The following is a 21,799-nucleotide window of genomic DNA, read 5'->3' as shown; positions in this document are numbered from 1 at the left end:
CGAAAACCCGGGATGACCGGTGTGACCGCGCGCACAAAAAACCTCGTGAGTGGTTATGCGTGTTCTAACACGCATAACCACTCACGAGGGCTGAGCTGGGATTATTCGAAGATTTCGCCCTTTTCGGCCTTCGTGACCAGCGAGGCGGGCGGCTCGAAGTGCGATCCGTAGCGTTGCGCCAGCTCACGGGCCCGTGCCACGAATCCGGCAAGGCCGCCTGGGTAGCCGTTGATGTACTGGATCACGCCACCGGTCCACGGCGGGAAGCCGATTCCCATGATCGAGCCGATGTTGGCGTCCGGGATCGAGGTCAGCACGCCTTCGTCGAAGCACTTCACGGTTTCCAGCGCCTCGGCGAAGAGCATCCGCTCCTTCATGTCCTCGAAGGGGATCTCCTTCGAGCCGGAGCCGAACGCCTCAGCCAGCCCGTCCCACAGGCCCGCGCGCTTACCGTCGACGTAGGAGTAGAAGCCCGCGCCGGTCGAGCGGCCCTTGCGGTCGTACTCCAGCACCAGCTTGTCGATGACGGCCTCGGACGGGTGCGCGACCCACGTGCCGCCCGCTGCCTCGACGCCTGCCTTGGTCTCCTCGCGGATCTTGCGTGGCAGGGTCAGCGTCAGCTCGTCCATCAGCTGCAACGGTGGCGCCGGGTATCCGGCCTGGCTGCCCGCCTGCTCGATCGACGGGACGGCGATGCCCTCGCCGACCATGGCGACCGCTTCGTTGAGGAACGTGCCGATCACGCGGCTGGTGAAGAAGCCGCGGCTGTCGTTCACCACGATCGGGGTCTTCTTGATCTGCTGGGCCACGTCGATCGCCTTGGCCAGCGTGGCGTCGCTGGTCCGGGCGCCGCGGATGATCTCGAGCAGCGGCATCTTGTCCACCGGCGAGAAGAAGTGCAGGCCGATGAAGTCTTCCTGGCGCTGCACGCCTTCAGCCAGACCCGTGATCGGCAGCGTGGAGGTGTTCGAGCCGAGCAGGGCATCCGGATTGACGAAGCCCTCGATCTCCTGGAACACCTTGTGCTTCAAGGACGGGTCCTCGAAGACGGCCTCGATGACCAGGTCGCAGCCTGCCGCGTCCTCGGCCTTGTCGGTCGGGTGGATCCTGGCGAGCACCTCGTCGGCCTTGTCCTGCGTGATCTTGCCGCGGGAGACGGCCTTCTCGAGCAGCTTGACCGAGTAGTCCTTGCCCTTCTGCGCCGACTCGATGGACACGTCCTTGAGCACGACCTCGATCCCTGCCCTGGCGCAGGAATACGCGATACCGGCGCCCATCATGCCCGCGCCGAGCACCAAAGCCTTGCGGGCGGTGTAGCGCTCGTACCCGTCCGGACGGGAGCCGCCGGAGTTGATGTGCTGCAGGTCGAAGAAGAACGCCTTGATCATGTTCTTGGCGACCTGGCCGGTCAGCAGGTCCACGAAGTAGCGCGTCTCGATCAGGAACGCGGTGTCCAGGTCCACCTGGGAGCCCTCGACCGCGGCCGCCATGATGTTGCGCGGCGCGGGCATGTTGGCGCCCTTGAGCTGCTTGCGCAGGTTCGACGGGAACGCGGGCAGGTTCGCCGCGAACGACGGATTCGCAGGCGTGCCACCGGGAATCTTGTAGCCCTTGACCTCCCACGGCTGCACGGCGTCAGGGTTGGCCTTGATCCAGGTCTTGGCGTTCGCGATCATGTCTTCCGGCGTCGCCACGACCTCGTGCACAAGGCCGATTTCCTTGGCCTTGGCCGGCTTGTGCCGTTGGCCCTGCAGCAGAACGTTCAGCAGCGCGCTCTGGATGCCTAGCAGGCGAACAGTTCGCGCCACACCGCCGCCGCCAGGCAGCAGGCCGAGTGTGACCTCGGGCAGACCGATCTGGCTGCCCTTGGCGTCCAACGCGATCCGGTACTTGCACGCCAGCGCGATCTCAAGGCCACCGCCGAGCGCGGCGCCGTTGATCGCGGCCACGACCGGCTTGGGCAGCAGTTCGAGCTTGCGCAGGTCGGCCTTCATGGCGTTGGCGTGCTCGGTGATCGCGGCGGCGTCGGCCTTGCCGGTCTTGCTCATGATCTTCAGGTCGCCACCGGCGAAGAAGGTCTTCTTCGCCGAGGTGAGCACGACGCCGGTGATGCTGTCCTGCTCGGCGTACAGGCGCTCGACCGTGTCGTGCATCGAGCGCGCGTACGTCTCGTTCATCGTGTTGGCCGACTGGTCCGGGTCGTCCATCGTCAGCGTGACGATGCCGTCCGCGTCCTGCTCCCAGCGAATCATGTTCTCAGTCATGGATCCCTCAGACGCGCTCGATCAGGGTGGCGAGGCCCATGCCGCCACCGATGCAGAGAGTGACCACGGCCCGGCGGGCTTCGCGGCGTTCCAGCTCGTCGACCATGGTCCCGGTGATCATCGCGCCGGTCGCGCCGAGCGGGTGGCCCATCGCGATCGCGCCGCCGTTGACGTTGAGCTTCTCGTCCGGGATGCCCAGGTCCTTCTGGTACTTCAGCACGACCGAGGCGAAGGCCTCGTTCAACTCGAACAGGTCGATGTCCTCGATGCCAAGGCCCGCGGTCTTCAGCAGCTTCTGGGTCGCTGGCGTCGGGCCGGTCAGCATGATCGTCGGGTCGGAGCCGGTGACCGCGGTGGCCACGATCCGGGCCCGCGGGGTCAGCCCGAGATCCTTGCCGACCTGCTCGTTGCCGACCAGCAGGAGTGCGGCGCCGTCCACGATGCCCGACGAGTTGCCCGCGTGGTGCACGTGGTTGATCTTCTCGACCCAGTGGTACTTCTGCAGCGCCACCGCGTCGAAGCCGCCCATCTCGCCGATCCCGGCGAACGACGGGCCGAGCTTGGCCAGGCCCTCGGCCGTGGTGTCGGGGCGCATGTGCTCGTCGTGGTCCAGGATGACCACACCGTTGCGGTCCTTGACCGGGACCACGGACTTGGCGAAGTACCCGCCCGCCCAAGCCTTCGCGGCACGTTCCTGCGAACGAATGGCGTACGCGTCGACGTCGTCACGCGAAAAGCCCTCGATGGTGGCGATCAGGTCCGCGCCGACGCCCTGCGGCACGAAGTAGGTCTCGTAGTTGGTCTCCGGGTCCATCGCCCACGCGCCGCCGTCGGAACCCATCGGGACGCGGGACATCGACTCGACGCCACCGGCGATGACCAGCTCGTCCCAGCCCGCGCGGACCTTCTGCGCGGCCTGGTTGACGGCCTCGAGGCCGGACGCGCAGAACCGGTTGACCTGCACGCCGGCGACCGTGTCCGGCAGCCCGGCGGCGATCGCGGCGGTACGGGCGATGACCGAGCCCTGGTCGCCGACGGGCGACACGACGCCGAGGATCAGGTCGCTGACCCGGTCGGTGTCCAAGTTGGGGTGACGGGTGCGCATCTCGTCGATGAGCCCGGTCACCAGCGAGATCGGTTTGACGCCGTGCAGCGAGCCGGTCTTCTTTCCCCGGCCGCGAGGCGTTCGGATCGCCTCGTAGATGAACGCTTCTGTGCTCACGCCGAAGTTCCTCTCACCCGCGCTGGTGCTAATGCTCATTCACATAATGGAACGAATCCGCTGCTTGTCAAGCAGAACTGGCTGATCTAGCTTAGCTATTGACCGATTACGAGACGGAGGTCACTCCCGCCGTGAACAGCCGACCGCGCAACCGCAAGGAGCAGCTGACCGACGCTGCTGCCGAGCTGTTCCGCAGGCACGGCTATCACGGGGTGAGCGTCAACGACATCGCGGCGGCCGCGGGCGTCACCGGCCCGGCTGTGTATCGCCATTTCCGCGGTAAGCAGGACGTCCTGGCGCATGTCCTGCTCACCGGCTTGGACAAGTTCGGCCTGGTGACCGATCAGGCGCTGGCTCAATCGCAGCCGCTGGACGCACTGGTGTCGGCCGTGTCGGCGTTGGCGGTCGAGCGGCGTGAGATCACCGCGTTGTGGCGCTGGCAGGGCCGTCACCTGGACAAAGCCGACCAGATCAAGATCCGTAAACGCGGCTCGGAGCTGATGGGCGACTGGGTTTCGGCTTTGCGCGGCGCCCGTCCTTCACTGGCGTTGGATGACGCTGAGTTGCTGAGCTGGGCGGCGTTGAGCGTGTTCGGCAGTGTTGCCGACCATCACGTGACGCTGCCGAAACGCCGGTTCGAGCAGTTGCTCGGGCGGATGGCGTGTGCGGTGTTCCGCAGCTCGGTGCCGGAAACTCCGGTCAGCACGCGGGCCTCGTGGCAACGGCCTCCTGTGCAGCTGTCCCGCCGTGAGGAGCTACTGACGGTAGCGACCCGGCTGTTCCGTGAACGCGGGTACCGCGACGTGAGCATGGAGGACATCGGGGCCGCGGCCGGGATCGCCGGACCGAGCGTCTACCGGCATTTCGATGGGAAGGCCGAGCTGCTGATGGCGGCCGGGTATCGGATGGCCGACCGGTTGCAGGTGGGCGCGCGCCGGGTGATCGAGACCGCGCCATCCCCGCACGAGGCACTGACCGGGCTCGTGGCATCCTATGTGGACATCGTGTCCGGGTCGGACGACCTGCTTTCGGTGTTCGCGAGCGAGCTTGGCAACGTGCCGGACCGGGACCGCAAGGAACTGGTCAAGGTACAGCGGGCGTATGTCGCCGAATGGGTGACGTTGCTCAGGACCGTTGCGCCATCGCTGCCGGAGCCGGAAGCTCGAATAGCCGTGCACGCGGCACTGACCATTGTCAACGATCTCACCCGGACACCTCGGGTCACCACCAGACCTGGGCTGGTGGCCGAGCTGACCGGACTCGCGGTAGCCGTACTGGACACAGCAGCGGAGGCAGGCAGTGGCAACGACGCACATGGCCGGCGCGACTCGGTTTGACGAATGGCTGCTCAACAAACGCTGGCGCAGCAGTGAATTGACTCATGTGCCTGAGGGTTCGGCGCTGAAGGCCGTGCCTGGGGACGGCGGGATCCCGCTGATCGGGCACTCGTTGACGGCCTTGCGACTGGGGCTGGACTTCGGGTTGAAGCGCTACGAGACCTATGGTCCGGTTTCGTGGATGCGGGCTTTCGGGGTGAACATCGTCGGGGTGGCTGGCGGTGATGCCACACAGGTCGTGTTGACCAACAAGGACAAGGTTTTCTCGCAGCAGGGGTGGACTTACTTCATTGGGCCGTTCTTCAAGCGTGGGTTGATGCTGCTGGACTTCGATGAGCACATGTTCCATCGCCGGCTGATGCAGCAGGCTTTCACCCGTCCCCGGGTCACCGGGTATCTGGAGCATGTGGCTTCGGTGGCGGCCTCGGGCGTTCAGGCTTGGCAGACCGGGACCTTCTCGGTTTACCCGCACATGAAGCAGCTCACTCTGGACATCGCTGGTCGCGTGTTCATGGCTTCGGCTTTGGGTTCCGAGAAGGACTCTCTGAACAAGGCCTTCGTGTCGACCGTGCGCGCTGGGACCTCCATGATCCGCTTCGGTGTCCCTGGTGGACGGTGGAATGCGGGGTTGCGGGGGCGGCGGGTTCTCGAGGACTTCTTCCGGCGCAATGTTCCTGCCAAGCGGGCCAGTGACTCCAATGACCTGTTCTCCGGGCTTTGCCACGCTCAGGCCGATTCTGGCGAGGCTTTCAGTGACGATGATGTCGTCAACCACATGATCTTCTTGATGATGGCCGCGCACGACACTTCGACCATCACTACTACCGCCGCCGCTTACTACCTCGGGAAACATCCCGAGTGGCAGGACCGGGTTCGCGCCGAGTGCATGGCCGCTGGACCAGGGCCGTTGGATATTGATGCTCTGGAAGGTTTGCGGGACTTGGAGTTGGTCATCAAGGAGTCCTTGCGGTTGGTCGCTCCGGTGCCTTCGTTGGCTCGCAAGACTGTGCGGGACACCGAGATCCTTGGTCACTTCGTTCCCGCGGACACCATGATCTCGTTGGGGCCTTGGGTCAATCAGATGCTTCCGGAGTATTGGTCGGAGCCTTCACACTTCGATCCCGAGCGATTCAGTGAGGATCGCCGGGAGGACAAGGCTCACCGGTACGCGTGGATGCCGTTCGGCGGTGGGGCGCACAAGTGCATCGGCATGCACTTCGGGATGCTGGAAGTGAAGACCCTGCTGCACCAGATGGTCACCCGGTACCGGTGGTCCGTACCCCAGGACTACAAAGTCCGCTGGGACTCCACGGCACTTCCGGCCCCATCGGACGGCTTGCCCGTCACCCTCGAACGCCTATAGCTCCCGCCGCTGGTAGACGCTCGTGAGTGGTTAGCCGTGTTCTAACACGGCTAACCACTCACGAGGGTTTAGGCGTGCTAGAGTTTGCGGCGTGACTACCGGGTCGGCCATGCGCCAAGCACAGACAGGATTCCCGGTCTTGTCGTGACCTCTCCGCGGGCCCGTGGCCCGCCCTCTCCACCCAGTCGGCAACAGCACTGGTGTTGAGGAGAGGAGGTGAGAACATGACAGAACCCTTCGCATCGTTCATCGCCGCACAGCGGGATGGCACTGTCCTCACTGGACGTGTCGTCACCGAGGTGCCGTTCGGCGTCTTTGTCGAGATGGCGCCCGAAATCCATGGGCTGCTGCCGGGTGCCAAGATCGCTGAAGGCACCGTGGTCCAGGTCAAGATCTTGGATGTTGACGTTGAACGCCAACGGATCAGCCTTGTTCAGGCGTAGATGAGTTCGAGGCAAGGCGCCTTGCCTCGATCACTTCTCCCGCACGTCGACGAGCGGCAACCCGAGCCGGGTCCGTGCCTTGTCGGTGAGTTCCTGGATCAGTTCGGTCTTCGCTGCCGCATAGTCACCATGGTGAATACCGCCCGCAGCCAGTTTCCTTTTCAGAGCGGCATAACGCGCCGCGTCCGAAGGGTGCTCGCGGAGGTAGTCGCGTAGGATGCGCTGGTTGCGCGTTGGCCAGCTGGCCACTGTCACGACATGCAGGTTGTGGGTCAGCACGCCGTCGCGCGTGCGGATGAACAACAGGCGATCTGTCATGCCGTTGTCATGCGGGTGAAAGTCCACGCGGGCAAGGGAATCCGCCGATACCTCAGCAAGCGTGGGTACCGCTGCCATCAGGTCGATCACCGGTTTGGCTGCCAGGCCTGGCACCGAGGTCGAGCCGATGTGCTCGATGTCCACGAACAGGCCTCGCACGTCAGCGATCGCGGCCGCCGCCATCGCGGGCCAGACCGGGTCGTAGTCGACGACTTCGATCATGCCCTGGCCGCCTCGGTCAGTGCCAAGTCCAGGATTTCGGCCCAGCGGTCGATGATTCCGGCGCGCCGCTTGCTGTCGTCAGTCAGCAGGTTCGCCAAACCGAGACCGCGGGCCATGTCCAGGGTTGCCTGCACGGTCTCCCTTACGCCCGGCGTGCTTTCCTGCACGCCCAGCAACTCCAGCGCGAGCTTGTGTTGCTCGCGCCCGATCCTTGCTTCCAGGTCCACGATCGAGGCACGCAGTTGGGCGTCCGAGGTTGCCGCGACCCACAAGTGCAGTGCCGCACGGAAAAGCGGGCCCGTGTAGATCCGGACGATCAGATCCACAACCGCGCGGGTGCGTTCCGGGCCCGTCGGCAGGTCCGCACTGTGTTCACGGGTCCAGCTTTGCCTGGCTTCGCCGACGTACTCCACCGCTGCCGCGAACAGGTCTTCGCGGGTTGGGAAGTGGTGCTGTGCCGCACCTCGCGACACGCCTGCCCGTTCCGCCACGACCGCGACCGTGCTGCCCTGCCAGCCGAGTTCGGCCAGGGCCTCGATCGCGGACTCGAGCAGCCGCTGCCTTGTCGCGCGGCTGCGGTCCTGTTGCGGTTGGCGCACGGTCAAAAACTCCTAATAGGACTTCGGCAATCCCAGCGAGTGCTGGGCCACGAAGTTCAGGATCATCTCACGACTCACCGGGGCGATCCGGCCGACGCGCGACGCCAGCACGAGCGCGCCCATGCCGTATTCGCTCGCCATGCCGTTGCCGCCGTGGGTCTGCAGTGCCTGGTCTGCCGCCTTCGCTCCGGCTTCGCCTGCCGCGTACTTGGCCATGTTCGCGGCTTCACCTGCGGCCATGTCGTTGCCCGCGTCGTAGAGCGCCGCGGCTTTCTGTGTCATCAGGCGGGCGAGTTCGATGTTGATGTGCGCGTCGGCCAACGGGTGCGCTAGCCCCTGATGCGCACCAATTGGAGCGCCCCAGACACTGCGCGTGTTCGCGTACTCGGTCGCCTTGTTCAACGCGAAGCGTCCCATTCCAGTGGCAAATGCCGCGCCCATGATCCGTTCGGGGTTCAGGCCAGCGAACAGTTGCGCGAGCGCCGCGTCCTCCGAGCCGACCAGCGCGTCGCCGGGCAGCCGGACGTCATCCAAAAACAGGGTGTACTGGCGGTCCGGGGTGACCAGGTCCATTTCGATCTTCTGGTACGTGAAGCCTGGCGCGTCGGTCGGCACGATGTACAGCGCCGGCTTGAGCTTCCCGGTCTTCGCGTCTTCCGTCCGGCCGACGATCAGGACCGCGTCGGCGCCGTCGACTCCCGAGATGAAGACCTTCTGGCCGTTCAGCACCCAGTCGCCGCCGTCCCTGCGGCCGGTGGTGGTGATCTTGTGTGAGTTCGATCCGGCGTCCGGTTCGGTGATCCCGAACGCCATCACGACCGAGCCGTCGGCGAACCGCGGCAGCCACTGCTGTTTCTGCGCGTCGGTGCCGAAGCGGGCGATGATCGTCGCGCAGATCGCCGGGGACACGACCATCATCAGCAGCGGGGAGCCTGCCGTCGCGAGCTCCTCGCACACGGCCGCGAGGTCGCCGATGCCGCCGCCGCCCCCGCCGAACTCCTCGGGCACGTTGACGCCGAGGTAGCCAAGCTTTCCGGCTTCCTGCCACAGCTCTGTGGTGTGCCCGCCTTCGCGGGCCTTGCGGACGTAGTAGTCATGGCCGTACCGCTTGCCCAGGTCGGAGACCGCCTTGCGCAGCGCGAGCCGTTCGTCGGACTCGACAAAAGTCATTGTGTGTATCCCAATCGCTTCGCGGCCAAGCCGGTGAGGATCTCCGAGGTACCGCCGCCGATCCCGAGGATCCGCATATCCCTGTACTGCCGTTCGACTTCCGCCTCACGCATGTAGCCGAGGCCGCCGTGCAGCTGCACGGCCCTGTCCACCACCCACTCGCCTGCCTCGACAGCAGTGTTCTTGGCGAAACACGCCTCGGCAATGACGTCTTCGCCGGCAAGGTACTTCATCGCGACACTGCGCGTGTACGTGCGGGCGACGTCGATCTTTCGGGCCATGTCGGTCAAGGTGTGCTGGACGAGCTGGCGTGAGATCAGCGGGCGCCCGAATGTCTCACGCATCCGCGCCCACGCGAGCGTCAGGTCCAACGAGCGCTGGGCGGCGGCGTACGCCTGGACCGCCAGCGACAGACGTTCGGTCACGAAGTGCTGCGCGACCTGGATAAACCCCGTGTTCTCCGCCCCGACGAGGTTCGCAACGGGCACCCGGCAGTCCACAAAGGACAACTCGGCGGTGTCCGAGCAGAGCCAGCCCATCTTGTCCAGCTTGCGGGACACCGTGAATCCTGGCGTGCCGCGCTCGATCACCAGCAACGAGATGCCGTGCGCGCCCGGTTCACCGGTCCGGACGACCGTGGTCACGAAGTCCGCACGGCAGCCGGACGTGATGAAAGTCTTGGCGCCGTTGACGATGTAGTCATCGCCGTCCCGTTTCGCCACAGTCCGGACGTTGGCCACGTCGGACCCGCCGTCCGGTTCGGTCACCGCGAGCGAGCCGATCTTCTCGCCTGCCAGCGTCGGCCGGACCCAGCGCTCGATTTGGACGCGATCTCCGGCGGACGCGATGTGCGGGACCGCGATCCCGCAGGTCAACAGGGACGCGATCAAGCCTCCGGCGGCGCCCGCGTACAGCATTTCCTCGGCGACGGTCAGTCCGTCGAGGTAGTCGCCGCCACCACCACCGACCTCTTCCGGGAACGCGACGCCCAACAGCCCGAGGTCGCCCGCTTTGCGGTGCAGCTCGCGAGGAAGCTCTCCGGCCCGTTCCCACTCTTCCTGGTGTGGCAGGACCTCGGCAGCCATGAACCGCCGCACGGTCTGCCTCAGCGCATCACGCTCGGGCGTGCTCAAGACGCTCACATCTCACACCGTGGCACGGTCCGTTCCGAAAATCAAGCACGCGTGCTTGTTTTGTGGTGATGATCGACTGGGAAAGCCCACAGGGTGAAGCTGCTGGGTATTCCTGTGCCGACGCCGTTCAGCATCGCTCGCGCGCTGCTCGACCGAGACCGCCGAAACGTCTGGTCGTGCCCAGGGCGCCTGCACATCGAGGTGCACGGCGTGCACGGGCCACGCGGCGCACGAGTGGCCCGGCGCGTGGAAAAACGACTGGCCGAACAGCCCGGGGTGCTCTGGGCCGCGGTCAACGCGCCCTCGTCCCGCGTGATCATCGCGGTCGACGACCGGGCCCGTCAGTCTGAGCTGGTCAAACTCGTCGAGAAGGCCGAGGCGGAGCCGGACACCGAGGAAGAGCGGATCGTCGAGGACGAGCTGCACCACCCCGCGGACGGCGCCGTCGGCACCCGGCTGCTGCCCACGCTCGCGGTGGACGCCGTCGGCCTGGTGATCTCCGCGATCAGCAAGATCTCCCCATGGGCACCGCTGCCAGCCGAGGTCGCTGGCCTGCTCTCGGCCATCGACATGCATCCCAAGCTCAAGGCCCGGCTCGGCCAGTACCTGCATGGCCACGAGCGCGCCGACTCGGCGACGTCCATGATCGCGGCGGTCGCACACGGACTGGCCGCACGCAGCGAAAGCACCATGCTCGACGCCGCACAGCGCGTGCAGCAATGGCGTGAAGCCAAGGCGCACAAGGAAGCGTGGTGCGAAGCTGAGGCCGATCTGATCAAGGGCCCGGAGGACGCGGCGGCTGACCCTGTGGTCACCGAACGGCCACGCCCACTTCCTGACGGCCCAGCTGAGAGCTACGCCCATCGCGCGCTGCTCGTAGGCGTGAGCGCGGGTGCTGTGGCGTTGCCCTTCGCTGGGCCGCGGCGGGCGGCTGGCCTGGCGTTGGCGTCGCTGCCCAAGGCTGTCGGAGTCGGCCGGGCTTCCTTCGCGGCGCAACTCGGCCGGGTGCTCGCCAGGCGCGGCGCGCTCGTGATGGACCGATCCGCATTGCGTCTCCTGGACAACGTTGACGTGCTGGTTCTCGACGAGTCCTCGCTCAGCTCGGGCCGGTGGCTGCTCAGCGACCTCATTCCCTTGCCTGGCAACGAGACCACGGACCTGGTGGAACGGGCTTTCGAACTGTTCGACCCCGCCGAGCCGGAAACCGTGCGGCACAACGACGACTGGTCGCTCGGGCCGATCGACGACCTGGACATCGATGGCCGCAAAGGAACCCGTCAGCTCAAGAAGCTGGAAGGCCGCGAGCTGGTGCTCGGCCTGGCGCACGGCGATCACCTCGAAGCCGTTCTGGCTGTGGACCGGGAGCCGTCGCCTGCCGTGCACGCGATCACCTCGGCCGCACGCGAAACCGGGCTGCGCTTGGTCACCGCGACCGAGAACCTCGTCGGCACGATCCGTCAGCTGCAAGGCGAGGACCACGTCGTCATGACGGTCTCCGCCGATCGCAAAGCCCTTGGCACAGCGGACTTCGGCGTGGGCGTGCATTCGGGTGAGGCCCCGCCTTGGGGAGCGCATGTGTTGGTTGGCAGCGACTCGGACACGATCGTCCTGCTGATCGAGGCCATCCAAGCGGCACGTCTGGTGAACCGGGATGGTATCCGGTTCGCCCAAGCAGCAAGCGGAATCGGTGCCGTCGGTGCGCTGAACTCACGTCGCGCCAGCCCAGCGGAGAGCAGCTCGCGCGCGGTGAACGGCGGCGCCGCACTGGCATTCGCCGATGGTGTGTGGCGGGCGCGGGGGCTGCGTGGCAAAAGTGAGGCGCCGGATTCGGCACAGCCATGGCACCTGATGCCGGTGGACATGGTGCTGAAGATGATCCGGTCCGAAAAGGACGGCCTGAGCGCTGACGAAGTCAAGCGCAGGAAACGCGGTGCGGCCGTCCAAGTCCCGGAGACGTCACTCGGCAACGCGTTCCTGGCCGAGCTGGCCAATCCCCTGACACCGGTGCTCGCGGGCGGCGCGGCGCTGTCGGCTGCCGTCGGGTCGCCCGCGGACGCCGCCTTGGTCGCCGGAATCACCAGCGTTTCAGCGTTGATCGGTGCCGTTCAACAGGTACGGACCGAACGGTCGCTGGCAGAGCTGCTTTCCCGGTCGGCTGTTCGCACGACTGTCTTGCGGGACGGGCAAAGCAAACGTGTCAACGCCGACGAGCTGGTGACCGGCGACGTGGTCACGTTGAAGGCCGGGGACGTCGTGCCCGCGGACTGCCGGTTGTTGGACGGCCCTGGCCTAGAGGTCGACGAGTCCTCATTGACCGGAGAATCCCTGCCGATTGTCAAGGATCCCGCACCGGTCGTGGCCGAGCTGGCTGAGCGGACATCCATGCTCTACGAAGGAACCACGATCGCGGCGGGCAAGGCGAAAGCCGTTGTCGTTGCGGTGGGAGACGCCACCGAAGTCGGTCGTAGCATGGCTGCCGCGCACAAGGACACGCCCGTCACGGGCGTCGAAGCCAGGCTCGCCGAACTGACCAAGCACGCCTTGCCCGTTGCGATCGGGTCGGCGGCAGCAGTATCTGGCGCTGGCTTGCTGCACGGTGTTCCCATGCGCGAAAGCCTCGGTGCGGCGGTGAACTTGGCTGTCGCGTCCGTCCCGGAAGGACTGCCGTTCCTGGTGAACGCCGCCCAGCTCGCGGCAGCAAGGCGCCTTGCGGACAAGGGCGCTCTGGTGCGCAATCCCAGGACGATCGAGGCGCTCGGCCGGGTGGATGTGCTGTGCTTTGACAAGACCGGAACACTGACCGAAGGCAAACTGAGCGTCAGCCGAGTCGATTCCCTCAGCCAAAAACCGGACGAAGTGCTGGTGGCGGCATTGCGAGCGACACCGCACGCCGACAACCCGAAGGATCTGGCCCACCAGACCGACCGCGCGGTCCTGGAAGGAGCGCGGAATGCCCGAGTCGAAATCAACGGCTGGAAGAAGGTTTCCGCGTTGCCGTTCGAGCCTTCCCGTGGCTATCACGCCACTGTGGGCAAGTCCGGCAAGCAGTTGATCCTGAGTGTGAAAGGCGCTCCTGAGACGATCCTGCCGCGTTGCCGCAACCGGCGAGGCATGCTCAAGCGAGCAGAAAAGCTAGCCGCCGCAGGGCATCGAGTCCTAGCTGTCGCCGAGCGCCAGGTTGCCGAGTCCGACGTGACCGACGAGAACGTGCGTGATCTGACCCTTCTTGGCTTTGTCGCATTGAGCGACCCGATCCGCGACAGCGCGCCACCGGCCGCGGCCGCGTTGCGGGAAGCGGGCGTGCAGATCGTGATGATCACCGGTGATCATCCGGCGACAGGTGAGGCCATTGCCAGCAAGGTCAACGGATCCGGCGATTCCACTGTGGTCACCGGGGCCGAGATCGACGACCTCGGCGAGGACGAACTGGCCGAGCTGCTGCCGACCGTCGACGTGATCGCCCGCTGCAGCCCGGCGCAGAAGGTCCGGATCATCCAGGCCTACCGCAAGATGGGCCGAGTGGTCGCGATGACCGGCGACGGAGCCAACGACGCCCCGGCGATCCGGCTCGCCGATGTCGGAATCGCGTTGGGGCGCCGGGGAACTCCGGCCGCGCGTGCCGCGGCCGATCTCGTGGTGACCGACGACCGCCTGGAAACGATCATCGCCGCGTTGATCGAAGGCCGCGCGATGTGGGCATCCGTCCGTGAAGCCCTCGGCATCCTGTTGGGCGGCAACGCGGGCGAGATCGCGTTCAGCGTGCTCGGGTCCGTCCTCACCGGACGGTCACCTTTGGGCGCCCGGCAACTGTTGCTGGTTAACCTGTTGACGGACCTCGCGCCCGCACTGGCCATCGCGCTGTCCCAACCAGACAGTGAAGCAGTCCCCGATCTGTTGCGAGAAGGACCAAGCGCGTCACTCGGCACCGCGCTCGGCCATGACATCACGGCACGAGCCGTCACCACGACACTTGGCGCGTCGGCAGCGTGGACAGCAGCACGATTCACAGGCAGGGCAAAAAGAGCAAGCACAGTCGCATTGGCAGCGCTCGTCGCGACCCAACTTGGACAAACCATGGTCACCGGCGGCACAGACCGCACAGTTCTGGCCGCAGGACTGGGATCTGCCGCGATCCTCGGCGGCGTGATCCAAACCCCAGGCGTCAGCCAGTTCTTCGGCTGCACCCCGTTGGGCCCAATCGGCTGGGGCATCGCACTGTCCAGTGCGGCCGCAGCCAACCTGGCCAGCCCACTCGTCAGCCGGTTGTTGCCGTCAGGGTGATGTTCCCAAAGAAATCTTCTCGGTGATGTAACCACCGGGCGCGACCATCGCGTTGCAGCGACTGGGACCGCGGCCGATCACGGCGCGGCGGGAGATGGTGACCTCGTAGGCCTCATGGGCTGCGCGGACGGTGACCACACGCGCCTCGTTCTCCAGGTCAGACGGGATTTCACGCTCGGAGACCGCGGCGACCTCGTCGATTCCACGAAGTCCGGTGTGCCTGCGGACGGCGATCTCGGCGTACTGCGCCCACTGGGTCTCAGCGGCGGTACGGCCTCGCAGGTGTTCGGGGTCGACCTCACCGGCCAAAGCGGCCTTCACCACGACGCGGGCTTCGTCCGGGTCGAGCTGGCCATGCAGGAAACCGTCCGGGACGACCAGCAGGTTTCCGGCCCACCGGTCACCGCCGACATGGCTGACTTCCCAGGCACGGCCCGGGTAGGTCGAGCCGAGTGAGCTGGCGAGCGGCCTGCCGAGCAGCGCGCAGCACATGTCCTTGGTGCCGTGCGTGCAAACGAGGAACATCGGGCCCTGGTAGGGCTTTCCGATGCCGCCCCGGCCGTCGAGGATCGCGTCGAAGTCGAGGTCCGCGAGGTCGTGCAGGTCGTTGATGCGAAACGACTCCATCCAGTGCCCGTTCGGGCCGGAGGTGCCACCGACGAAAGCTCGCCTGCCTGCCAGGTTCGGCTCACGTGTGTGCCTGCCGGGCTGGCGGATCAGCAGCGGGCGCAGGCCCTGGCTGCGCAGCTTCTCAAGCCGCTCGCGCTGGGCGGGCGGAAACGCCTCGTCAAGGGCCTGTTCGAGGGCGTCCGACGGCCACGGTCCGGGGAACTCGATGAGCAGCCAGGCCCGCATATGCGCGGCAGTGCCGGCTGGTGAACCGCCGAGCATCCGCGCCACGACGGCACAGCCCGGCAGCTTCCCAGACGGAGCTGCGGCGCCAGAGAGTTGCGCGGTCATGTGACCGAGTACCCCCTGACGCGGCGGCTTATCTTAGGCATGCCTAATCTTACATACCTACGCCACAGCAAGCAGCCCTTGGGCGATCAATTCGCCGAGGAGTAAACGTACGGTCGCCCGATCAAGGGTCGCCTCGGCCAGCTCCACGAGCGTCTCGATCGACACGGGTGTCCCGCTGAGCAGCGCAGACAGCACAGGTCCCGCCGCGGCGCCGAACGTGAACCGGCTCCCGGATGCGAGCAGCGTCACTGTGGATTCCTGATGCTGCAACACCGCACGGGGGGTGAGCAGTTGGACAGCGACCGTGTCCTGCGGGGGCAAGAGGTCCGACGTGGCCGCCCACGGCAGGCCGATCTTGGTCAGTGCCGGTCCGTGCGCGTCCCGATCGGTCAGGAACCGGTCGATGACGTGCGGAGTCAGCAATGCCTCGATCCCGGCCTTGATCCGCGTGGCGTGTTCGTGCCGTTCCGCCTCCGTGCCGAACCTGGGCAGGTCGCTGCGGAACAATTCCTCGACCCGCAGTTGGTCCGCCAGCCAGTTGACCAGGTCGACACCGGTCGCCGGGTTGAACCCGATGGTCAGGTGCAGCGACTCCTCGCCAATGGCCGACACGTCGTGCCAATGACCGCGCGGCACGTACAGCGCGTCGCCCTCTTCGAGGATGAAGTCCTCAAGTGGCTCAGCCGGCGGCTGCGCGGGCGGCTCCACGTCACGGTGCAGCGGCGCGGGCCGGGTGGCACCGTGCACGCGCCACCGTTTGCGGCCGGAGATCTGCAGGATGAAGGCGTCGTGGTCGTCCCAGTGCACGTCGAAACCGTGCGTCTTGCCCCAGCCCGCGTACAGGTTCACCTGCACGCGTTCGCGCAGGTCGTGTTCGAGCCGCGCGGTGAGGTCAGCGACCGGATCGACGAGCTCCTGCACTGCGTCCAGCACCAGGGTGGCGCCGTTACGCAAGTGCTCGGTGAACGGCGCGGACAGCAGTTTCGGGATCTGCGGACCACGCTTTGGCGTGACCATCTCGGTGTACGTGTGGGCCGGTACGACATCGCCGTCTTGGGCGAGCCGCAACCGGGGGAAGTCCAGCCGGTGGTGACGCAGCACGTCGTTGAGCGTCGACCACGGCATCAAGGAGGCGAACCGGCCAGCCGCTCCAGGGAACCGGCGGTGGGTCTTGCCCTGCACCGAAGAAAGGAACTGGCTGACCTCGAACGGTGCCACGAGGTCAGCCAGGGTGAGCGATGCAGCCACTCAGTCGTTGCCGTCGTTGTCGGTCACGGCACCGTTGGCCTTGCCACGGTCCACCGCGGTCGTGAGCGGCTCGACGCCGATCAGCAGGCCGCTGGCTGGTGGTGTGTTCGCCTGTTCCTGAGCCATCCGTACCTCACAGAGTGTTAGATCGGATCGGACACTGCGTGAAACAACAGCCAGATTACGTGATCAACGCGGCGGTTTCATCAGTCATTCGGGGTGGTTCCCAGCACTCGGACGTGGTCTACCGCAAGCAACTCCAGGTATTCCCGTAGTGGCCGGTCGGTCACGGTGATCCGCAACCAGACCTGACCATCCACAGTGGTCAGTTCACGGCCCTTGCCAGCCAGGTCGGCGACCATTTCGTCAGTCGCACCCGTCGGACGGAAGACGACCGTCGCCAACACCGGGCGCTCCCACAAACGCAGGGAAGGCCGAGCCAGCACAGCCTCGGCGACCGCGGATGCCATGTCACACCGTCGTTCGGCGGCCGGACCGATGTTCGCGCGGCACGCGCGGTACACCGCGGCCACCTCTGGATGCCCCATCATGCGCACGCCGGTCAAGGAACCCACGTCACGCACAGCTAGCAAACCGGTGGAAGCGCCCAGTTCGGGCAATTCGACCGTCACCGAATCGGCTAGGTCGAGCCCGTTGAGCAACGGTCGCAGGCGATCGCTGAACAACGCGGCTCCCCCGGCCGAGGCGTCCACGTGTAACCAGCTTCCACGCCTGCGGCAGACAAGACCGATGTCCCGCAACGGATCTATGGAACCGGTATCGGCCGTTCCCGCCGAGGCGATGACCACGGTCGCGGTCCGGATCTCGGCCAATGCCTCCGCGAGCTGGGTCATCGAGTCGAGCACGACCGGCGGCGGCAGTTCCAACTGGTCGACCGCGTCGGACAACCTCGGCAGGGCGTTGCGCGCGCAGACGACCTGCACGGGCGCGTCCGCCGCGTCTTTGCGCGCCAGCACCATCCCAAGCAGAGTGGATTCGGCGCCGCCGTTCGTGATCACCGCGCCTGGCACGCCACGCGGGAAGCACAGCCGCGCGACGCCGGTCTGCACGGACGGTTCGGTCATTCCGGCGCCAGCGCCCTGACCACCTTGCGTGGGTCTTCACCGGTTGGCAGCACGTTGATCACCGGAGTGTCCAGTCCGGACTCGACGTACTGGCTGATGATCTCCCGGCAGCGTTCCGGACTGCCGTGCACGATCAGGTCATCCACCACTTCGTCCGGGATCACCTCGTTGGCACGCTGCCGATCGCCCGCGGCCCACGCCTCGTGCATCGGCTTGAGCAGCTCTTCACGCCCGAGCCAGTCGTGGAAGGCCGCGTACACCGGCACGGTCAGGTAGCTGCTGATGAGCAGCCTGCCAAGGCCACGGGCAGCGTTGACGTCCTCGGTCGGGCAGACGAACACGCGCGCCACAAGCTCGAAACCCTCGCCGACCTCAGCCCTGACTTTCGGGACGTCGGACGGCGCGAGCCAGTTGGTGATCGCACCATCGGCCTCGTTGCGGGCCAGTTTGAGCATGCCCGGTCGCAGCGCCGCCAGCATGATCTTGGGCGGCGGCTGCGGCGGGCGCTCAAGCTTGAACTTCGAGATCTCGAACGTCGGATATTTCTCCGACACTTTCTTGCCGTCGAACGCGGAACGCAGGAACCGCAACGTGTCCCGAGTACGCGCGTACGGCTCGGTGAACTCCTGCGCGTTCCAGCCCCGCACGATCACCGGCGACGAAGTGCCGATGCCAAGCACGAACTTGTCCGGCGCGAGTTCGGCGATGGTCGCCGCGGTCATCGCGAGCAGGCCAGGGCCGCGCGTGTAGACCGGGGCGATCGCCGTGCCAAGCCGCAACTGCGGCGCCCACTGCGAGATCAACGCGAGTGGTGTGAACGCGTCCGTGCCTGCTGTCTCGGCGGTCCATGCGTCCGTATAACCCAGGTCCGGTAGCTCTCTGACCAGGTCAGCGTGCTCGGCGAGCGGAACTGCGGTCAACGGCAGCGTGATGCCCCAGCGGCCCATTCACATATTCCCTTCTATCGCCTCTACCGGACCTTACCCAGAGCGTCATGTAGCCATGTGGTTTGCAACAGCAGGAAATTCTCCGCGGTCGACTCGTCCTGCGGCGTCATGTGCGAGACGTTCGGCAACGGCAACAGTGTGTGCGGTCGTCCGGCGGCCACGAGCGCGGACGATAGCCGCAGGGAGTGGGCTAGGACGACGTTGTCATCGGCCATCCCGTGGATGAGCATGAGCGGCCGTTCCAGATTCGGTGCGTCCGGCGGAAGCGCGTTGCGCTCGTACACCTCTGGGTGAGTTTCCGGATGGCCGAGGTAACGCTCGGTGTAGAACGTGTCGTACAGCGTCCAGTCGGTCACGGGTGCGCCCGCGATCGCCGCGTGGAACACATCAGGCCTGCGCAATACGGCGAGTGCCGCCAGATATCCGCCGTAGGACCAGCCCCGGATGCCCACCCTGGACAGGTCGAGGTCCGGGTACAGCGCCGCGGCCGCGTGCAAGCCGTCGATCTGGTCGATCAGCGTGACGTCGGCCAGGTCGAAGGCGATCTCCCGCTCCCACGCCGGCCCACGGCCCGGCGTGCCGCGACCGTCGACCACAAGGACCGCGAAACCCTGATCCGCCAACCATTGTGAGGTCAGATAGGCGTTACGGGAGGCCAGCACCCGTTGCGCGTGCGGACCGCCGTACGGGTCGAGCAGGACGGGCAGTTTGCCGCTACCAGGCTCGTGACCTGCCGGGAACATCAAGGCACCACGCAACTTGCGCTCGCCGAGGGTCAACTCGATGACCGTTGGTTCCAGCGTCGGCGCCAGCGCGAGGGAGTCGACCTTCCCGATCGGCTCGTCCTTGCGCAGCACAGCCACGTCCGGACCGGCGACGTCCATTCGCCACGATGTCAGCACGGTGATATCGCCAGCCCTCGCCGCCGACGAAACACCGTCCACAGAGGACAGCTGGGTGACGCCGTCGGCGCCTGCCCGGTAGACGTGCACCCTGGTCGGGTCCTCAGCGGACGCGGTGAACAGCACGTCATCGCCGGTGTCGAGCACCGAACGCACCTGCAACGGAAGGTCCGTGACCTGTTTGCCGTCCACGACAAGGCGATAGGCGTGCTCGCCGGCCACGACCCTGACCAGCCTGCCGTCGGATGTCCATGCCGGAACGCCGGTCACGATGTCCACCCAATGTGGGTCGGTCTGCTCGTGCAGCAACTCGGTTTCGCCAGTGTCGGGATCGACCGTCCGGATCTGCATGGTCCGCTGGTCACGGGTGAACACCGAGATCAACGGCGGGCCACCGGCCGACCAGTGGACGTTCGCCAGATACTCCGTGCCGGTCCAGTCGACCGGGACCCGCGAGCCGTCAAGGCCGAGCACCAACAGCTGGACCTTGACGTTCGGTGTGCCAGCGGCCGGGTAGTGCACGATGTGCGGCTCAGCGGCCGGATTCGCCGGATCCGATATATGCCATAGATGCACGGGCGAACGGTCGGTATGTGTGACACACAGGCGTTGCCCGTCTGGCGACCACCAGTAACCCCGTGACCGGTTCATCTCCTCGGCCGCGATGAACTCCGCGAGACCGTAGGCGCGGTTCTCGCCTTCCGGCTCGGCCAGCGCGCGGTCGCCCGTACCGTCCACATTCACCACACGCAATGCGTTCTCGCAGACGTAGGCGATGTGCGTGCCGGTCGGGTTCGGGCGCGGGTCGTACACCGGTGTCGCTGTTTCCAGGAGTTTCGTCTCGCCGGTCAGCGCGTCCGTGACGTACAGACGACCGGACAGGGCGAATGCGACAATCCGCGCTTCGCTGTCGGTCGCGTTGCCGACGATCCCACTGGCCTGTGACCGGGTGCGCTCGCGACGCGCGCGTTCCTCGGCTGTCAGCTCCTCGTCCCCGTCGGCCAGCAGCACCGCCGGATCGGCCAGCACAGACTCTTTACCGGTGGCCAGATCGAGCTGCCAGAGGCTGTGCCTGCGCTCCTCACCGGACGGTGATCGCAGGAACAGCACCCTGGTCCCGTCCGGCGCGACCTTGATCTCCTTGGGGATCCCGAGCGTGAAGCGCTGGGTGCGGGCTTGCATCTGCAGGAACGATGTCTCGCGAGTCACAGGCAGACCCTAGCCTTTCTTGGAAACCTTATTGCTGATCCTCAGGCTGTTCTCATGCAAGCCCAGCAGAGTTACTAGCATGACGCAGACACAGAAACCCCAGCAGCAGTACCCGTACTACGGTCCGGCGCAGTACCCGGCTTCGACGCCGCCGCCTGCGTACGGCGGTGGACTACCACCGACGGGAGGCCCGGTCCCGCCCGCACTGGCCGGGCCCGGCAAGCCGCGCCGCTTCAGCAAGGGAGCTGTGTCCCTGTCCATCGCGGCCGTGGTGGCCGCCGGGCTGGTCGGAGGCGTGACCGGCAGCCTGATCGGCGGCAATGACAGCGGTTCGCTGCTGCCGACGTCGACATCGATCTCCCAGAGCGTTGGCAACAACACGCCCACTGACGTCAGCGCGATCGCCAGCAAGGTGCTGCCAAGTGTGGTCCAGGTGAACGTGCAGACCGCGCAGGAACAAGGCATCGGTTCCGGCGTGATCCTGACCGCCGACGGCCAGGTCCTGACGAACAACCACGTGGTGGCAGGCGGCTCGCGGGCAACCGTGACTGTGACGTTGAACGACGGCCGTACGGTTCCGGCACGGGTCGTGGGCACGGACGCGGCTTCTGACCTGGCAGTCCTGCAGCTGCAGGGCGTCAGCGGGTTGCCCCCGGCGACTCTTGGCGACTCCAGCCAGGTCAAGATCGGTGACGCGGTCGTGGCGATCGGCTCACCCGGAGGCTTGCAGGGCACCGTGACCACTGGCATCGTCAGCGCGCTCAACCGTCCCGTGAACATCTCCGACAACGAAGGCGGCAACCCGTTCGCCAGCACCAGCAACGAATCCACGCAGTACAAGGCGATTCAGACCGACGCATCGATCAACCAAGGCAACTCGGGTGGGCCGTTGGTGAACTCGAACGGTGAGATCATCGGCATCAACTCGGCGATCTACTCGCCAGTGTCCACACCGGACGGAAGGGCCGGCAGCGTCGGCATCGGTTTCTCGATCCCGATCAACGACGCCAAGACCGTGGTCAACCAGATCCTCGGGAGGTGATCGACTGGAAAGCGCACAGCTAAACGGGACGCGTCCGCCGAGCACAGCGGACGC

17 protein-coding genes are annotated in these 21,799 nt (G+C 66.2%); 5 read left to right on the top strand and 12 right to left on the bottom strand.

The annotated features are described in order from the left end of the window. Positions 1–101: 101 nt before the first annotated feature. Entirely contained in the window at positions 102–2,264 is a 2,163-nt protein-coding gene (locus LWC34_RS44265) for a 3-hydroxyacyl-CoA dehydrogenase NAD-binding domain-containing protein (protein WP_233731298.1), read from the bottom strand. A 7-nt stretch (positions 2,265–2,271) separates the two neighbouring features. Next, entirely contained in the window at positions 2,272–3,486 is a 1,215-nt protein-coding gene (locus tag LWC34_RS44260; RefSeq protein WP_233731297.1) for an acetyl-CoA C-acetyltransferase, read from the bottom strand. Positions 3,487–3,617: 131 nt separating this feature from the next. On the opposite strand from LWC34_RS44260, the gene LWC34_RS44255 reads away from it, so the two are divergent. The 3 genes from LWC34_RS44255 to LWC34_RS44245 all read left to right on the top strand — a co-directional run bounded on the left by LWC34_RS44255 (position 3,618) and on the right by LWC34_RS44245 (position 6,629). Continuing rightward, a complete protein-coding gene (locus LWC34_RS44255) occupies positions 3,618–4,823 on the top strand; it encodes a TetR/AcrR family transcriptional regulator (protein WP_233731296.1) in 1,206 nt (401 codons plus the stop codon). Then, positions 4,801–6,186 (top strand): cytochrome P450, encoded by a 1,386-nt coding sequence (locus LWC34_RS44250; RefSeq protein WP_235731037.1) that lies wholly within the window; start codon positions 4,801–4,803, stop codon positions 6,184–6,186. Before LWC34_RS44255 ends, LWC34_RS44250 begins: the two co-directional genes overlap by 23 nt. Before the next feature lie 224 nt (positions 6,187–6,410). Then, positions 6,411–6,629, top strand: coding sequence for a S1 RNA-binding domain-containing protein (locus LWC34_RS44245; protein WP_233731294.1), 219 nt, complete (start codon positions 6,411–6,413; stop codon positions 6,627–6,629). A gap of 30 nt (positions 6,630–6,659) precedes the next feature. Here LWC34_RS44245 and LWC34_RS44240 read toward each other — a convergent pair whose 3' ends face one another. The 4 genes from LWC34_RS44240 to LWC34_RS44225 are packed head-to-tail and all read right to left on the bottom strand — an operon-like array spanning position 6,660 to position 10,080. Next, the gene (locus LWC34_RS44240) at positions 6,660–7,169 is read right to left on the bottom strand and encodes a GrpB family protein (protein ID WP_233731293.1); all 510 of its coding nucleotides are present in this window, start codon (positions 7,167–7,169) and stop codon (positions 6,660–6,662) included. Then, positions 7,166–7,768 carry a TetR/AcrR family transcriptional regulator gene (locus LWC34_RS44235; protein ID WP_233731292.1) on the bottom strand — a complete coding sequence of 201 codons (603 nt, stop codon included), beginning with the start codon at positions 7,766–7,768 and terminating at the stop codon, positions 7,166–7,168. Before LWC34_RS44235 ends, LWC34_RS44240 begins: the two co-directional genes overlap by 4 nt. Positions 7,769–7,780: 12 nt before the next feature. Beyond that, complete coding sequence (locus LWC34_RS44230; RefSeq protein WP_233731291.1) at positions 7,781–8,938, bottom strand: acyl-CoA dehydrogenase family protein; 1,158 nt, start codon at positions 8,936–8,938, stop codon at positions 7,781–7,783. Beyond that, the gene (locus LWC34_RS44225; RefSeq protein ID WP_308200230.1) at positions 8,935–10,080 is read right to left on the bottom strand and encodes an acyl-CoA dehydrogenase family protein; all 1,146 of its coding nucleotides are present in this window, start codon (positions 10,078–10,080) and stop codon (positions 8,935–8,937) included. The genes LWC34_RS44230 and LWC34_RS44225 overlap by 4 nt, the downstream gene beginning before the upstream one ends. 84 nt (positions 10,081–10,164) lie before the next feature. Between LWC34_RS44225 and LWC34_RS44220 the strand changes: the two genes are divergently transcribed. Beyond that, on the top strand, positions 10,165–14,352 hold the full coding sequence (locus tag LWC34_RS44220; RefSeq protein WP_233731290.1) for a cation-translocating P-type ATPase: 4,188 nt from the start codon (positions 10,165–10,167) through the stop codon (positions 14,350–14,352). Here the strand turns inward: LWC34_RS44220 and LWC34_RS44215 are convergent. The 6 genes from LWC34_RS44215 to LWC34_RS44195 form a co-directional block, all read right to left on the bottom strand. Next, positions 14,344–15,312 carry a ferredoxin family protein gene (locus tag LWC34_RS44215; RefSeq protein WP_233731289.1) on the bottom strand — a complete coding sequence of 323 codons (969 nt, stop codon included), beginning with the start codon at positions 15,310–15,312 and terminating at the stop codon, positions 14,344–14,346. The two genes, LWC34_RS44220 and LWC34_RS44215, sit on opposite strands and share 9 nt — an antisense overlap. A gap of 57 nt (positions 15,313–15,369) precedes the next feature. After that, a complete protein-coding gene (locus LWC34_RS44210) occupies positions 15,370–16,560 on the bottom strand; it encodes a cupin domain-containing protein (RefSeq protein WP_233731288.1) in 1,191 nt (396 codons plus the stop codon). Continuing rightward, positions 16,561–16,686, bottom strand: coding sequence for a hypothetical protein (locus tag LWC34_RS57455; RefSeq protein WP_255356715.1), 126 nt, complete (start codon positions 16,684–16,686; stop codon positions 16,561–16,563). Between the two features lie 80 nt (positions 16,687–16,766). Then, positions 16,767–17,645 carry a pyridoxal-dependent decarboxylase gene (locus LWC34_RS44205; RefSeq protein ID WP_233731287.1) on the bottom strand — a complete coding sequence of 293 codons (879 nt, stop codon included), beginning with the start codon at positions 17,643–17,645 and terminating at the stop codon, positions 16,767–16,769. Next, positions 17,642–18,592, bottom strand: a complete 951-nt coding sequence (locus LWC34_RS44200; RefSeq protein WP_233731286.1) for an LLM class F420-dependent oxidoreductase — start codon at positions 18,590–18,592, stop codon at positions 17,642–17,644. Before LWC34_RS44200 ends, LWC34_RS44205 begins: the two co-directional genes overlap by 4 nt. A gap of 23 nt (positions 18,593–18,615) precedes the next feature. Then, positions 18,616–20,703: a S9 family peptidase gene (locus LWC34_RS44195; protein ID WP_233731285.1), complete on the bottom strand. Its 2,088-nt coding sequence runs from the start codon at positions 20,701–20,703 to the stop codon at positions 18,616–18,618. Between the two features lie 79 nt (positions 20,704–20,782). On the opposite strand from LWC34_RS44195, the gene LWC34_RS44190 reads away from it, so the two are divergent. Continuing rightward, positions 20,783–21,745 carry a S1C family serine protease gene (locus LWC34_RS44190; RefSeq protein ID WP_233731284.1) on the top strand — a complete coding sequence of 321 codons (963 nt, stop codon included), beginning with the start codon at positions 20,783–20,785 and terminating at the stop codon, positions 21,743–21,745. The last annotated feature ends 54 nt before the right edge of the window (positions 21,746–21,799 follow it).

Origin of the sequence: Kibdelosporangium philippinense, from assembly GCF_021390435.2 — a bacterium.
GTDB classification, from domain to species: domain Bacteria; phylum Actinomycetota; class Actinomycetes; order Mycobacteriales; family Pseudonocardiaceae; genus Kibdelosporangium; species Kibdelosporangium philippinense.
Note: the sequence above shows the minus strand (reverse complement) of the source record. Positions and strands in the feature narration are given on the sequence as shown.

What these genes read in the sequence shown, in the direction of transcription:
- LWC34_RS44265 (WP_233731298.1), bottom strand. Translation starts at nt 2,264, where the DNA reads ATGACTGAGAACATGATTCGCTGGGAGCAGGACGCGGACGGCATCGTC.
- LWC34_RS44250 (WP_235731037.1), top strand. Translation starts at nt 4,801, where the DNA reads ATGGCCGGCGCGACTCGGTTTGACGAATGGCTGCTCAACAAACGCTGG.
- LWC34_RS44245 (WP_233731294.1), top strand. Translation starts at nt 6,411, where the DNA reads ATGACAGAACCCTTCGCATCGTTCATCGCCGCACAGCGGGATGGCACT.
- LWC34_RS44240 (WP_233731293.1), bottom strand. Translation starts at nt 7,169, where the DNA reads ATGATCGAAGTCGTCGACTACGACCCGGTCTGGCCCGCGATGGCGGCG.
- LWC34_RS44230 (WP_233731291.1), bottom strand. Translation starts at nt 8,938, where the DNA reads ATGACTTTTGTCGAGTCCGACGAACGGCTCGCGCTGCGCAAGGCGGTC.
- LWC34_RS44215 (WP_233731289.1), bottom strand. Translation starts at nt 15,312, where the DNA reads ATGACCGCGCAACTCTCTGGCGCCGCAGCTCCGTCTGGGAAGCTGCCG.
- LWC34_RS57455 (WP_255356715.1), bottom strand. Translation starts at nt 16,686, where the DNA reads ATGGCTCAGGAACAGGCGAACACACCACCAGCCAGCGGCCTGCTGATC.
- LWC34_RS44205 (WP_233731287.1), bottom strand. Translation starts at nt 17,645, where the DNA reads ATGACCGAACCGTCCGTGCAGACCGGCGTCGCGCGGCTGTGCTTCCCG.
- LWC34_RS44200 (WP_233731286.1), bottom strand. Translation starts at nt 18,592, where the DNA reads ATGGGCCGCTGGGGCATCACGCTGCCGTTGACCGCAGTTCCGCTCGCC.
- LWC34_RS44190 (WP_233731284.1), top strand. Translation starts at nt 20,783, where the DNA reads ATGACGCAGACACAGAAACCCCAGCAGCAGTACCCGTACTACGGTCCG.